The organism is Microbacterium sp. LTA6 (assembly GCF_045690355.1).
Classification (GTDB): Bacteria; Actinomycetota; Actinomycetes; order Actinomycetales; family Microbacteriaceae; genus Microbacterium.
The window spans coordinates 744,712-759,931 of sequence record NZ_CP147855.1 but is presented as its reverse complement, the minus strand read 5'-3'; the positions used below and the strand labels follow the sequence as shown (position 1 = coordinate 759,931).

Genomic DNA, 15,220 nt, shown 5'->3' with positions numbered 1-15,220 from the left:
CTATCGTCGGACTGCACCGCGCAGAACGAAGGAGCAACCATGCCCAGCACCCACGCCTATGCAGCCCCGAATGAAGCAGCGCCCCTCGCGCGTACCGTCATCGAGCGCCGTGACCTCGGCCCGCACGATGTGCTGATCGACATCGCCTTCGCGGGTATCTGCCACTCCGACATTCACACTGTCCGGGGCGACTGGGGGCCGCAGCAGTACCCGCTCGCGCCAGGCCACGAGATCGCTGGCGTCGTCGCGGCCGTCGGTACCGAGGTGACGAAGCACGCCGTCGGCGACCGGGTCGGCGTCGGCTGCCTGGTGAATTCCTGCGGCGAGTGCCCGAGCTGTGTTCGAGGCGAAGAGCAGTTCTGCGCCGAAGGCGCCGTGTTCACCTACGGAAGCACCGACCGCGACGGCACCGTCACCCAGGGCGGCTACTCCGAGCACGTCGTGGTGACGGAGTCGTTCGTCGTCCGCATCCCCGACGCGATCCCGCTCGATGCGGCGGCACCGCTGCTCTGCGCCGGCATCACTACCTTCTCCCCGCTGCGCCGATGGAAAGTCGGACCGGGTACCCGCGTCGCCGTCGTCGGGCTCGGCGGGCTCGGCCACATGGGAGTGCAGTTCGCGCACGCCCTCGGCGCCGAAGTGACCGTGCTGTCGCAGACTCTGAACAAGAAGGACGACGGTCTTCGGCTCGGAGCCGACCACTACCGCGCGACCGGCGATCCCGCGACGTTCAAGGAGCTGCGCGGGTCTTTCGATGTGATCCTCAACACCGTCAGCGCCGTCGTCGATCTGCGGGCCTACCTCGGCCTTCTCGACGTGGGAGGCGCGATGGTCTGCGTCGGCGCACCGGGCGAACCGCTGTCCCTCGGCGTGATGTCGCTGATCGGCGGCAACAAGACGCTCGCCGGGTCCAACATCGGCGGCATCCGCGAGACGCAGGAGATGCTCGACTTCTGCGCGGAGCACGGCATCCTCCCCGGGATCGAGGTCATCCCGGCATCCGCGATCAACGACGCCTACGAGCGCGTGCTCGCCTCCGATGTCCGCTACCGGTTCGTGATCGACGCATCGACCATCGCCGCCTGACCCCAGGAGAAGGCGCTGAGGAAGGCGCAGCGCGCTAGCTCGCCGGCGGCGCCGCGGGCGGATACGGCGGCGCGGCCGGCGGGTACGGCGTCACATGCGGCGCCGGCGGGTACGGCTGAGCCGCTGACGCATCGGGCTGAGTCGCCGGCGACCACCGGCGGGACTGTGCTCGTACCCGCAGCAGCACGGCGGTGAACGCGAGATAGAGGAATGCGACGGCCGTGCCCGCTCCGATCAGCAGCAGAGTCGAGGCCGCGCGGCTCATCTCGATCGGCAGCGCGGAGAAGAGCACATGAGAGGTCGCCGGTACGACGAACAGCAGGCTCACCAGCAGGAGCGCCAGTGCCGGCAGCACCAGAGCGAATGAGGACCATCGGGTGGCGCCGATGCTGGCGAGTACGAACACGAGGCCACCGATCACGGCAGCCGCTGCATCGGGGGCGAAATCGAACCGGAACTGCTGCAGCGCGATCAGCTGGCCCCGGCCGATGCCCCAGCTCAGCAGGATGGCGCCCACGGCGAGCAGCGCTGGCGCGCCGATCAGCCCGGCGACGGACCATCCCGCTCCGGTCGACTCCGGGCGTCGCCGGACGATCGCGAGAACGACGCCCATCATGCCCAGCACGGGGAAGACGGCGAGCGGGATGCCGAAGCTCAGACCGTCGATCCACTCTCGGGGCAGCACCCGCGCGAGCAGTCGGTACGTCTCGAGCAGCAGCGCGGGGAAGAGCGCGTAGACAAGAGGAACGACGGAGAGTGCGCCGACCGCGATCAGACCCGCCGAACTCCACAACCCGGTGAGCACGACCCCGACCAGGAGGGCGATCGCGAGCAGCTGGAGCAGGGCAGGCAGAATGAGCCGACTGATGCCGGGAACGCCGTAGCTCGAGAATTCGATCAGCCAGGGGTACCCGCCGGCGGAGAGGACTCCCGTGGCGATCGGCGTGACGAGGACGGCGATCACGACCGTGAGCACGCGGGCGAGTGTGGAAGAGCTGCGCATGGGACTTCCCTCCAGAGTCGTGCCCATCACGCTACCTCTAACCCTTCCGAGGGCACAGCGTGTCCGGGCCGGTCGATAGCCTGAGGAAATGGACACCGTGCTCGGCCCCGATGAACGTCAACGCTGTGCCTGGGTCGGTGACGACGCGGAATACCGCCGCTATCACGATGAAGAATGGGGCACCCCGCTGCGCGGCGACCGCGCTCTCTTCGAGAAGATGGCGCTGGAGGGGTTCCAGGCGGGGCTGAGCTGGATCACGATCCTGCGCAAGCGACCGCGCTTCCGTGAGGTGTTCGAGGGGTTCGAGCCGGCGGTGGTCGCCGCATTCGGCGAGGCTGAGATCGAGAAGCTGATGGCCGATGCCGGCATCATCCGCAACCGGGCGAAGATCGAGGCGACGATCGGCAACGCCCGCCTGGTGCTCGAGATGGCCGAGGGCGAACTGGATGCTCTGATGTGGTCGTTCGCGCCCGCGGCATCCGCGTCCCGACCGGCGTCGATGGCCGATGTGCCGGCGGTCACGGTGGAGTCCACCGCGATGAGCAAAGAGCTGCGTCGGCGCGGATTTCGTTTCGTCGGTCCCACCACGATGTACGCGCTCATGCAGTCGGCCGGCATGGTGGATGACCATGTTGCGGGGTGCTGGCGGGCCTGACGCCCCCTTCGACGCACGCTGGTCGATGGGTATTTCTCCCCGCCATCGCATTCAGATGACGCAACTAGGATGAAATGGTTACACTGCGGGCCATCAGATGCCGCGGGTGAGTTTCCTGGGGGGACCGGGTATGAAGGTGTTGTCGTGGATCCGCGCGCGGCCCAAAACGCTGGCGTCAGCCGCGGGTGTGACCGCCGGCGTCGTCGCGCTCACGACAATGGCACTGACCTATGAGGGCTTTCCGACGACGAAGGTCGATCTGAACGACGGCGGCGTCTGGATCACGAAGACGTCGAGTCTGCTCGTCGGGCATTTCAACCACGAGTCCACGGTGCTCGACGGCGGCGTGCGCACCACAGGTGAAGATTTCGACATCCTGCAGGATGCCACGAACGTGCTCGTCGTCGACGAGAGTGCCTCCACGGTCAGCTCGGTCGACCCGGCGCGCGTGTCGCTGGGGGATTCTGCCAGCATTCCGAGCGCCTCGAAGGTGGCGCTGGGAAATCAGACGGCGGCGATCCTCGACCAGAAGTCGGGCGACCTGTGGGTCGTGCCGGTGAAGGGGATCGCGTCGTTCGAGATCGAGTCCGCCGATCCGGTCGCAGAGCTCGGCGAGGACGCCGATGTCGCCGTCGCCGACGATGGAACGGTCTTCGGCCTGTCGAGTGTGCGCGGCGAGGTCGTCACGGTCTCGGTCGACAACGAGGGGCAGGCGCTGGAGTCGTCGTCGGCCTCCGTCGGTGAGATCGATGCATCCGAAGCGACGCCGACGATCGCGGCGGTCGGCCGGACGCCGGTGGTGCTGGATCCTGCAGCGGGCGTGGTGATGACCCCGGGTGGCTTCCGTACCGAATTGCCGAACGCCGATGGGGCGGTGCTGCAGCACGCGTCGGCGGAGACGAACGCGGTTGCCGTCGCGACCAAGTCGGCGTTGGTGCAGATTCCTCTGGATGGCAGCGAGCCGATCGTGACGGATGCCGGAGGAGACGGCGCTCCGGCGGCGCCGGTGTTCTTGAAGGGCTGTACGTACGGTGCCTGGGCGGGTGCTGCGCGGTTCGTTCGGGAGTGTCCTGGCGACAGCAATGACGTGGCGGCGTCGATCAAGGATGCGGCGGATTCGAAGAGCCTCACCTTCCGCGTCAACCGCGATGTGATCATCCTCAACGACGCTGTCGGCGGTGCGGCGTGGATGGCGAACGAGAGCCTGCAGCGCGTCGACAACTGGAACGATCTGACTCCGCCGGAGGGCGAGACGGAGAACCAGGAGGATTCCACCGAGGAAACGGTAGAGACCACTCTGCCGGAGCGCAGCGAGGTGAACACCCCGCCGATCGCGGAGGATGATTCCTTCGGCGTGCGCCCCGGGGCGTCGGCCCTGCTTCCGGTGATCGACAACGACAACGATCCGGATGGTGATGTGCTGGTCGCGGCGATCGCCGAGCAGCAGCCATCTATCGGCACCGTGCAGCCGATCTACAACGGTGCTTCGTTGCAGATCGCCGTCGACAAGAAGGCGTCGGGTTCGACCTCCTTCCTGTACGAGGTCGATGACGGACGCGGCGGCAAAGACACCGCGACGGTCACTCTCTCCGTCCACGATTGGGGCGTCAACGGAGCTCCGGCTCCGAAACGCAAGACGTCGCTCACGGTCGAGGCCGGCGGCACGGTCTCGTACAACATCCTTCCCGACTGGATCGATCCGGACGGTGATGACATCTATCTCAAGGACGTCATCGCCGCCCCCGGTGACGAGGTCGATTTCAGCACCGATGGTCAACTGACATACAAGGCGACGGCGAGCCAGCAGGGTCGTAAAGACGTGCAGGTCACGGTCGCGGACGGTTCCGGCGAGACGTCGACGGCGACGATCTCCCTCGATGTGCGCCCGCAGGGCACCACGAAGCCGAAGACGAACGCCGATCACGTGGTCACCCGCGTCGGTGAGCAGATCACGGTCGCTCCGTTGGCGAACGACACGAGCTCCGGCCGCGAGCCGCTGCGACTGGGCCGTGTCGACGAGTCGCCGGGTGCGACGATCCTGCCTGACTTCACGAACAAGACGTTCACGTTCTCGGCGCCGACTGCCGGTGTCTATTACGTGCAGTACCTCGCGACGGCAGGGCCAGAGAACGGTGAAGGCCTCGTGCGCATCGACGTGACCGAGGGAACTGAGGTCGATCTGCCTCCGGTCGCCGTCCGCGATGTCGCGCTGCTGCCCACCGGCGGCGACGTGCTCATCGGCGTGCTCAACAACGACACCGATCCTTCCGGCGGCATCCTCGTCGTGCAGTCCGTGACGATGGAGCCGAGTACCGGAGTGTCGGTTTCTGTGCTCAACCATGAAACCCTGCGCATCACCGATCAGGGTGCGCTGGACGAGCAGGTCCGGATCTCGTACCGCATCTCGAACGGCGAGCAATCCGCCGACGGTGAGGTCGTGGTGGTGCCGATTCCGGCTCCGGAGAAGATCCTGCAGCCTGTTGCGAATCCGGACACCGTCTACGTCCGCGCCGGAGATGTCGTGACGATTCCGGTGCTGGATAACGACACGCATCCCAGTGACGACGCGCTGCATCTGTCGCCGGAGCTGGTCGAGCCGCTGGTCGATCCGGAGGATGGTGAGGCTTTCGTCTCCCAGGATGTCGTGCGGTTCAAGGCCGGCGCCGAGGCCAAGACGGTCTACATCACCTATGAGGCGGTGGATTCCCGGCAGCAGAAGGCGGCCGGATACGTCACGGTCCAGATCCTGCCGATCGACGAAGAGACCAACGCGGCTCCGCGCCCCCGCGACCTCATCGCCCGGGCTCTCAGCGGCACCGAAGTGAACATCGCGGTGCCTCTGGACGGCATCGATGGCGACGGCGACTCCGTCGAGCTCCTCGACATCGCCTCGTCTCCTACGAAGGGGCGTATCACTGAGGTCGCGCAGAACTATTTCTCCTATGAGGCGTTCGACGGTTCGACCGGGGTAGACACGTTCAAGTACCGGGTGCGTGATCGCCTCGGTAAAGAGGGCACGGCGACCATCCGCGTCGGTATCGCTCCGGCGGAGCAGGTGAATCAGGCGCCCTACGCGGTGAAGGATGCCGTGGTGGTGCGTCCTGGGCGCGAGATCGCAGTGCCGGTGTTGGGCAACGACTCCGATCCGGAGGGTGACAAGCTCGCCCTCGTCAAGGATGGCCTCGAGCTGCCGGACATCGATGGTCTGTCCGCACGAGTGTCCGGCGACCGCGTGCTCGTCCAGGCGCCCGACCGTTCGGTGGAGACCTCGTTGCAGTACACGGTCAGTGACGCGCGCGGAGCCACGGCATCCGCGGTGCTGCAAGTCACGGTCGACGAGGAAGTGCCGCTGCAGGCGCCGGTCGCGCGCGATGACCGCCTGCGCCCGGTCGACCTCAAGGACGGGACTCTGACGGCCGACATCGACATTCTCAGCAATGACGAGGACCCCGACGGAACCGTCGATCGCCTGGACCTGGAGGTCGGTGCGGGTGGTACGCCGCTGGAGAACGGCAAGATTCGGGTCACCGTCACTGACGAGCTGCAGCTGATCCGTTACACGCTCACGGATCAGGATGGTCTGGCGGCTTCGGCGTTCATCTTCGTGCCGTCGGTGGATGGTCTGCGCCCGACGTTGACGTCGACGAAGCCGCTGGAGGTCATCAGTGGTGAGACGAAGGAGCTCCCGCTGTCGGAGTACGTCACGGTCGCCGGCGGTGGCGATGTCGTGATCACCGAGCACGCGAAGGTGAGTGCGGCGAAGGGTGACGGTTCGAACCTGGTCAAGGATGAGCGGACGTTGGTCTACACGTCGGCGCCGGGCTATTTCGGTCAGGACTCCCTCACGTTCGAGGTGACGGATGGCACGGGGCCGGATGACCCTGAGGGGCGCAAGGCGACGCTGAGCATCTCGATCAATGTGCTCCCGCCGGAGAATCAGCAGCCGAAGTTCATCCGTGGTGAGGTGAACGTCGCGCCGGGGGAGACCGCGCAGGCATTGGACCTTGCGGCGTTGACGACGGATGCAGATCCGGAGGATGCAGGCAAGCACAAGTACACGCTCGTCGGCGGTGAGGGCAAGGGCATCACGGCGAAGGTCGACAAGGACCGGTTGCTGGTAGAGGCATCGTCGAACGCGAAGAAGGGGACGGCGCTGACGCTGACTCTGCGCATCGATGACGGTGTGACCGAACCCGTCGAGGGCACCGTACAGGTGCTGGTCACCGCATCCAATCGGGCGATGCCGGCGGCGAACACCGACACGATCGCACAGGCGGATCAGGGCAAACCGATCACGGTGCCGGTGCTCGCCAACGACTTCAACCCCTTCCCCGAAACCCCCTTGAAGCTGACCTCATGGGTCGTCGAGACGGGCAGCGGTTTGGTGGAGAAAGACGGGGACAAACTCGTCGTCACACCGTCCAAAGAGTTCGTCGGCACGCTGGTCGTCGCTTATCGCATCCAGGATGCGACAGAAGACGTGGACCGAGAGGTGACCGGTCAGGTCGTGGTGACGGTACAGGGTGTGCCGGCGGCGCCCGGAACGCCGACGGTGACGAGTGTGCAGGATCGCACCGTGGTCGTGTCGTATGGCGCGCCGTCGAACAACGGCGCGGAGATCACGAAGTACACCGTCAAGTCCGTGAGTGGCAGTGCCTATTCGAAGGATTGCGAGTCGACGACCTGCACGCTGACCGGGCTGACCAACAACGTCGAGTATGCGTTCCAGGTGACGGCAACGAACCGGGTGGGCGAGTCCGAGCCTTCGGGCACGTCGGCCGTGGCGCGCCCGGATGCCCGTCCGGATACCCCGAATCCGCCGACGTTGAAGTTCGGCGACAAGTCGTTGCAGGTCAGTTGGACGACGCCGACGACGCCGGGCTCGCCGGTCGAGCGGTACACGCTCGAGATCTCGCCGGCGCCGCCGTCTGGGATCACGCAGAAGGAAGTCACGGGGAACTCGATGACCTGGGAGGGTCTGGAGAACGGTGGCAACTACCAGGTGAAGGTGCAGGCGCATAACCGGGCGCCGGAGCCGTCGAGCTGGAGCAACTGGTCGACGTCTGAGGTTCCGGCTGGTCCGCCGTTCGCGGCGGGGGCTCCGACGACGACGGAGTTGACGCCGGTCGGCGACCAGGCGCAGATGCAGGTGAACTGGGTCGCTCCGAACAGCAACGGAGACGCGATCGACAGCTACCGGCTCGAGGTCTACGAGGGCTCGAGCCTGGTGCGCACGCACACGCCCAGTGCCGGTGCGACGAGCTTCGCGGTCGTGGTGCCGACGTCGGAGACCGCGTACACGTATCGGATCCTGGCGCATAACAAGGCCGGCTGGGGCGAGCCGAGCGCCGCGTCCGCACCACGCCGCGGCGTGATCGCGCCCGGCGCGCCGACCGGAGTCGTCGCGTCCCCGGCGGACCAGGCGATCACTGTCGCTTATTCGGAGGGGTCGCGTAACGGCGCCCGTTCCGGCGAAATCTCGTACCAGTACCGCCTCAACGGCGGTGGCTGGGCCGGTCTCCCCGGAAACAACACCATCGGCGGCCTCTCGAACGGCACGGACTACACGGTAGAGCTGCGTGCCGTCGCCAACGTGGACGGAACGACGTATGCCGGTGCGACATCGAACGCGTCGACGGCGAGACCGTTCGGGCCCCCGCACACGCCCTTGGCATCGGCGCGACAGCTGCCGACCCAGGTCGAATTGTCCTGGAACGCCACTGGCTCACCCAACGGTCGCAACATCAAGGTCGTGCAGGTCAGCATCGACGGTGGCGGCTGGCAGAACGTGGCAATATCGGGCTCGGTCGTCGTCGGCAACGGCTACAGCGAGCCGCACAGCATTCGGGTCAGGGCCCAAGACGAAGCGAACCAGTGGACCGCGGAAGCCGCGGCGTCGGCGCAGTCGGGCGATCGTCCGCAACCCGATGCCTGGGTGACGCGAGGCGATGCGAAGACCAACGGCTGCACGAGCGTGAACGGCGGTCCGTGCTACAACCTCCGGCTGAACACCTCGAACTTCGCCGCAGGGTCGTACAAGATCGAGTGCACGGCTGGCGGTGTGGTGTTCGCGAACAACGACGGATACTCGGTCAGCATCCCCGCGAACGGATCGATCATCATCAACTGCTGGAACGGCTACGAAACCACGAAGGGCTTGAACATCATCGGTGGCAATCCGGCCCAAGCGAGGGAAGGCTACTTCTAAGCCGCCATCACGGCCCTGGGCGCACCTGATGGGGAATACTCCCCATCAGGTGCGTCGACGGAGCCGGTTAGGATTACCGGGTATCTGCGGCGCTTTCGAGCGACCGACTCAGAGCCGAATCGTGCCACCAGGGGGAAATGAGTATGAAGGCGTTGTCGTGGATTCGCGCGCGGCCGAAGGTTCTGGCCTCGGCAGCAGGCGTGACCGCCGGCGTCGTCGCACTCACCACGATGGCCCTGACGTATGAAGGTTTTCCGACGACGAAGGTCGATCTGAACGACGGCGGCGTCTGGATCACGAAGACGTCGAGTCTGCTCGTCGGGCATTTCAACCACGAATCCACGGTGCTCGACGGGGGTCTGCGGACCACGGGCGAGAACTACGACATTCTGCAGGACGCCACCAGTGTGCTCGTCGTCGACGAAGGATCGTCGACCGTCAGCTCGGTGGACCCGGCCAGGGTGTCGCTGGGCGATTCCACCGGCATCCCCGGATCCGCCAAGGTGGCGCTCGGGAATCAGACCGCGGCGATCCTCGACCAGAAGTCGGGCGACCTGTGGGTCGTGCCGGTGAAGGGGATCGCCTCCTTCGAGATCGAGTCCAAGGAGCCGGCTGCAGAGCTCGGCAAGGACGCCGATGTCGCCGTCGCGCAGGACGGCACAGTCTTCGGCCTGTCCAGCACGCGCGGCGAGGTCGTCACGGTCTCGGTCGACAACGAGGGAGAGCCGCTGGAGTCCTCGACGGCCTCGCTCGGCGAGATCGATCCGGCGGAGGCAACGATCACCGTCGTGGGCCGCACCCCGGTGGTGCTGGATGCGGTGTCTGGTGTCGTACTGACGCCGGGCGGGTTCCGTACTGAGATCCCGAATGCGGATGGCGCGGTGCTGCAGCAGGCGTCGGCGGAGACGGATGCGGTTGCTGTCGCAACTGCGTCGGCGTTGGTGCAGGTGCCGCTGGATGGCAGCGAGCCTGTTGTGACGGATGCCGGGGGCGAGGGTGCTCCGGCGGCGCCGGTGTTCTTGAAGGGCTGTACGTACGGCGCGTGGGCGGGGGCCGCGAGGTTCGTTCGCGAGTGCCCCGGCGACAGCAATGACGTGGCGGCGTCGATCAAGGATGCGAAGGATTCGAAGACCCTCACGTTCCGGGTGAACCGCGATGTGATCATCCTCAACGACGCCGTCGGCGGTGCCGCGTGGATGGCGAACGAGAGTCTGCAGCGCGTCGACAACTGGAACGACCTGACCCCGCCGGAGGGCGAGACGGAGAACCAGGAGGACTCCACCGAGGAGACGGTGGAGACGACCCTGCCGGAGCGCAGCGAGGTGAACACCCCGCCGATCGCGGAGGATGATTCCTTCGGCGTGCGTCCTGGGGCATCGGCTCTGCTCCCGGTGATCGACAACGACAACGACCCGGATGGTGATGTGCTGGTTGCGGCGATCGCCGAGCAGCAGCCCGCCATCGGCACCGTGCAGCCGATCTACAACGGGGCGTCTCTGCAGATTGCCGTGCCGGAGGACGCATCCGGCTCGGGATCGTTCACGTACGAGGTCGACGACGGCCGAGGCGGCAAGGACACCGCGACGGTGTCGCTGTCGGTGCACGGGTGGGACGTCAACGCGGCGCCATCACCCAAGCGCAAGACGTCGCTGACGGTCGAGGCCGGTGGCACGGTCTCTTACAACATTCTCCCGGACTGGATCGATCCCGACGGCGATGACATCTACCTCAAGGCAGTCGTGGCGGCTCCGGGCGATGAAGTCGATTTCAGCACCGATGGTCAACTGACATACAAGGCGACGGCGAGCCAGCAGGGTCGTAAAGACGTGCAGGTCACGGTCGCCGACGGCTCCGGCGAGACCTCGACGGCGACGATCACCCTCGATGTGCGCCCGCAGGGCACCACGAAGCCGAAGACGAACGCCGATCACGTGGTCACCCGCGTCGGTGAGCAGATCACCGTCGCGCCCCTCGCGAACGACACCAGCTCCGGCCGCGAGCCGCTGCGACTGGGCCGTGTCGACGAGTCGCCGGGTGCGACGATCCTGCCTGACTTCACGAACAAGACGTTCACGTTCTCGGCGCCGACCGCCGGTGTCTATTACGTGCAGTACCTCGCGACCGCGGGCCCCGAGAACGGCGAAGGGCTCGTGCGCATCGACGTGACCGAGGGGGCCGAGGTCGATCTGCCTCCGGTCGCCGTCCGTGATGTCGCGCTGTTGCCCACCGGTGGCGATGCGCTCATCGGCGTGCTCAACAATGACACCGATCCGTCCGGCGGCATCCTCGTCGTGCAGTCCGTGACGATGGAGCCGAGCACCGGCATCTCCGTGTCGGTGCTCAATCACGAGACCTTGCGCATCACCGACCAGGGAACCCTGGAGGAGACCGTCCGGATCAGCTATCGCATCTCGAACGGATCGAAGTCCGCCGACGGTGAGGTCGTGGTGGTGCCCATCCCGGCGCCCGAGAAGATCCTGCAGCCGATCGCGAACCCGGACACCGTCTATGTGCGTGCCGGAGATGTCGTCACCATCCCGGTCCTCGACAACGACACCCACCCCAGCGACGATGCCCTGCACGTCGCCCCCGAACTCATCGAGCCGTTCGTCGATCCGGAGGACGGTGAGGCGTTCGTCTCCCAGGACGCAGTCCGGTTCAAGGCCGGTGCCGAGGCGAAGACGGTCTACTTCACCTACGAGGCGGTGGATTCTCGCCAGCAGAAGTCTGCCGGGTACGTGACCGTGCAGATCCTGCCGATCGACGAAGAGACGAATGCTGCCCCGCGCCCCCGGGATCTCGTCGCGCGCGCACTCAGCGGCACCGAGGTGAACATCGCCGTGCCGCTGGACGGCATCGACGGCGACGGCGACTCCGTCGAACTCCTCGACATCGCTTCGTCCCCGACCAAGGGCCGCATCATCGAGGTCGCGCAGAACTACTTCACCTACGAGGCGTTCGACGACTCCACCGGCGTGGACACGTTCAAGTACCGGGTGCGTGATCGCCTCGGTAAAGAGGGCACGGCGACGATCCGTGTCGGTATCGCTCCAGCGGAGCAGGTGAACCAGGCCCCGTATGCGGTGAAGGATGCCGTGGTGGTGCGTCCGGGGCGCGAGATCGCGGTCCCCGTGCTGGTGAACGATTCCGATCCTGAGGGCGAGAAGGTGGCGCTCGTCAAGGACGGCCTCGAAGTGCCCGACATCGGTGGATTGTCGGCACGAGTGTCCGGCGACCGCGTCCTGGTCCAGGCTCCCGACAAGTCGTTGGAGACCTCGCTGCAGTACTCCATCAGCGACACACGCGGTGCGACCGCATCGGCCGTGCTGCAGATCACCGTCGACGAGGAAGTGCCGCTCGTGGCGCCGGTCGCTCGTGACGATCGGCTGCGTCCGGTCGACCTTGAGAAGGGAAGTCTGACCGCAGACCTCGACATCCTCGAGAACGACGAGGATCCCGATGGAACCGTCGAACGTCTTGACCTGGAGGTCGGCGACGGTGGTACGCCGCTGGAGAACGGCAAGATCAGAGTCACCGTCACCGACGAGCTGCAGCTGATTCGTTACACGCTCACCGATCAGGATGGTCTGGCGGCTTCGGCGTTCATCTTCGTGCCGTCGGTGGACGGGCTGCGCCCGACCCTCACGTCGACGAAGCCGCTGGAAGTCATCAGCGGTGAGACGAAGGAGCTCCCGCTCTCCGAGTACGTCACCGTCGCCGGCGGCGGCGATGTCGTGATCACCGAGCACGCAAAGGTCGCGGCAGCGAAGTCTGACGGTTCGAACCTCGTCAAGGACGAGCGGACCCTGGTCTACACCTCGGCGCCGGGCTACTTCGGTCAGGACTCCCTCACGTTCGAGGTGACGGATGGCACGGGCCCGGATGACCCTGAGGGCCGCAAGGCGACGCTCAGCATCCCGATCAATGTGCTCCCACCGGAGAATCAACAGCCCACGTTCATCCGCGGAGAGATCAACGTCTCCCCGGGCGAGAAGGCCGAGGTACTCGACCTGGTACCGCTGACCGTCGATCCGGACCCGGAAGACGCGGGCAAGCACAAGTACACGCTCACCGGTGGCGAGGGCAAGGGCATCACGGCTCAGGTTCGCGGTGGGAAGCTCTCCGTCGAGGCCTCGTCGAATGCCAAGAAGGGCACCGTCGCGACGCTGACCCTGCGCGTGGACGACGGTGAGACCGAACCCGTCGAGGGCACGGTGCTGGTGCAGGTCACCGCATCGAACCGGGCGATGCCGGCGGCGAACACCGACACGATCTCCGAGGCGGATCAGGGTAAGCCGATCACGGTGCCGGTGCTCGCGAATGACTTCAACCCATTCCCCGAAACCCCTCTGAAGCTGACCTCATTCGTCGTCGAGACGGGCAGCGGTTCGGTGGAGAAAGACGGGGACAAACTCGTCGTCACACCGTCCAAGGAGTTCGTCGGCACGCTCGTGGTGCGCTATCGCATCCAGGATGCGACGGAAGACCCCGACCGGGAAGCCTCGGGACAGGTCGTCGTGACGGTGCAGGGCGTTCCGGCGGCACCGGGCGCCCCGACGGTCACGAGCGTGCAGGACCGCACCGTGGTGGTGTCGTATGGTGCGCCGTCGAACAACGGCGCGGAGATCACGAAGTACACCGTCAAGTCGGTGCAGGGCAGCGCGTATTCGAAGGAGTGCCAGTCGACGACGTGCACCCTCGACGGCCTGACGAACAACGTCGAGTACACCTTCCAGGTGACGGCGACGAACCGTGTGGGCGAGTCGGAGCCGTCCGGAGCATCGCAGATCGCGCGTCCGGATGCGCGTCCTGACACTCCGAATCCGCCGACGCTGAAGTTCGGGGACAAGTCGTTGCAGGTGGCGTGGACGACGCCGACCACCCCCGGTTCCCCCGTGGAGCGCTACACGTTGGAGATTTCGCCAGCGCCGCCGTCTGGGATCACACAGAAGGAAGTCACCGGAAACTCGATGACCTGGGAGGGTCTGGAGAACGGCGCCAATTATCAGGTGAAGGTGCAGGCGCATAACCGAGCGCCGGAGCCGTCGAGCTGGAGCAACTGGTCGACATCTGAGGTTCCGGCCGGTCCGCCGTTCGCGGCAGGGGCTCCGACGACGACGGAACTGGCGCCGGTCGGTGACCAGGCGCAGATGCAGGTGAACTGGATCGCGCCGAACAACAACGGTGATGTGATCGACAGTTACACGCTGGAGGTCTACGAGGGCTCGAGCCTGGTGCGCACGCACCAGCCCGCTGCCGGCGCGACGAGCTTCGCGGTCGTCGTGCCGACGTCGGAGACCGCGTACACGTACCGCATCCTGGCTCACAACAAGGCCGGGTGGGGTGAGCCGAGCGCCGCGTCCGCGCCACGCCGCGGCGTGATCGCACCCGGCGCGCCGCGCCTCGGGAGCGTGACCCCCCGCGACGGAGCACTCTTCGCCCACTTCTCGGAACCGGCGCGCAACGGCGCCCGCTCCGACGAGTTGAGGTACCAGTACCAGTTGAACGGTGGCGGATGGGCCGACTTCGGCAGCGTGACCCGCGATGCGGGCTTCGACCCGCCGCTCCTGGGGACCATTGGGGGGCTGCGCAACGGTGATTCCTACCGGGTCGAGGTGCGCGCTGTCGCCAACGTCGACGGCAGCACCTACGTAGGCAGTCCGTCGAATGCGATCGCCGAGATCCCGTACGGGGCACCGCGCGCGCCGGAGGCCAACGCCAGGAACCTCGGCACCAGCGTCGAGCTCACCTGGGACTCGAGGGGGTCCGCCAATGGCCGGCCGATCGAGCTCACGCAGATCAACGTGAACAACGGCGGCTGGCAGGACGTGCCGCAGACGGGATCGCGGACGCCGGGCAACGGTTATCAGCAGCGCTACACCATCGAGGTCAGAGCGCGAGACACCGCAAATCAGTGGACACCGGTCGCCTCGGCATCCGCCGTCACCAGCGATCCGCCGGCGCCGAAGGCGTGGGCGAGCAAGGGCGTTTCCGCGAAGGGTGAACCCGGCTGCAGCACCGACCCGTGCCGCTGGATCGTGGTGAACACCGAGAACTTCACGGCGGGCAATTTCACCGTGACCTGTCTCGAGAACGGAAGCCGTATCGGCGGAACGAGCCCGCGGACCATGTCGCTCCCAGCCAACGGAGCCACCCGGACCAGTTGCTACTTCGGGTATCCGGGTGAGCGCGTCTCCGTGTGGATCGAAGGACCCGGGTACAACAAGGAATCCGGATCCGTCACCTGGTGACGGCCGGCGCGACGACA

5 protein-coding genes are annotated in these 15,220 nt (G+C 66.4%); 4 read left to right on the top strand and 1 reads right to left on the bottom strand.

Annotated features, from left to right (window positions below; genetic code table 11):
• Positions 1-39: 39 nt before the first annotated feature.
• Positions 40-1,086 carry an NAD(P)-dependent alcohol dehydrogenase gene (locus LTA6_RS03560; protein ID WP_407358641.1) on the top strand — a complete coding sequence of 349 codons (1,047 nt, stop codon included), beginning with the start codon at positions 40-42 and terminating at the stop codon, positions 1,084-1,086.
• 34 nt (positions 1,087-1,120) lie between these two features.
• On the opposite strand, the gene LTA6_RS03555 is transcribed toward LTA6_RS03560, so the two are convergent.
• Positions 1,121-2,089 carry a hypothetical protein gene (locus tag LTA6_RS03555; RefSeq protein WP_407358640.1) on the bottom strand — a complete coding sequence of 323 codons (969 nt, stop codon included), beginning with the start codon at positions 2,087-2,089 and terminating at the stop codon, positions 1,121-1,123.
• Positions 2,090-2,177: 88 nt separating this feature from the next.
• Between LTA6_RS03555 and LTA6_RS03550 the strand changes: the two genes are divergently transcribed.
• The 3 genes from LTA6_RS03550 (at position 2,178) to LTA6_RS03540 (ending at position 15,203) form a co-directional block, all read left to right on the top strand.
• Complete coding sequence (locus tag LTA6_RS03550; RefSeq protein ID WP_407358639.1) at positions 2,178-2,744, top strand: DNA-3-methyladenine glycosylase I; 567 nt, start codon at positions 2,178-2,180, stop codon at positions 2,742-2,744.
• 130 nt (positions 2,745-2,874) lie between these two features.
• Positions 2,875-8,952 (top strand): Ig-like domain-containing protein, encoded by a 6,078-nt coding sequence (locus tag LTA6_RS03545; RefSeq protein WP_407358638.1) that lies wholly within the window; start codon positions 2,875-2,877, stop codon positions 8,950-8,952.
• A 137-nt stretch (positions 8,953-9,089) separates the two neighbouring features.
• Complete coding sequence (locus tag LTA6_RS03540) at positions 9,090-15,203, top strand: Ig-like domain-containing protein (RefSeq protein WP_407358637.1); 6,114 nt, start codon at positions 9,090-9,092, stop codon at positions 15,201-15,203.
• Positions 15,204-15,220 lie beyond the last annotated feature (17 nt).

Bases quoted from the DNA above. Each gene is read 5' to 3' on its own strand.
- LTA6_RS03560 (WP_407358641.1), top strand. From the start codon at position 40: ATGCCCAGCACCCACGCCTATGCAGCCCCGAATGAAGCAGCGCCCCTC.
- LTA6_RS03550 (WP_407358639.1), top strand. From the start codon at position 2,178: ATGGACACCGTGCTCGGCCCCGATGAACGTCAACGCTGTGCCTGGGTC.
- LTA6_RS03540 (WP_407358637.1), top strand. From the start codon at position 9,090: ATGAGTATGAAGGCGTTGTCGTGGATTCGCGCGCGGCCGAAGGTTCTG.
- LTA6_RS03555 (WP_407358640.1), bottom strand. From the start codon at position 2,089: ATGCGCAGCTCTTCCACACTCGCCCGCGTGCTCACGGTCGTGATCGCC.
- LTA6_RS03545 (WP_407358638.1), top strand. From the start codon at position 2,875: ATGAAGGTGTTGTCGTGGATCCGCGCGCGGCCCAAAACGCTGGCGTCA.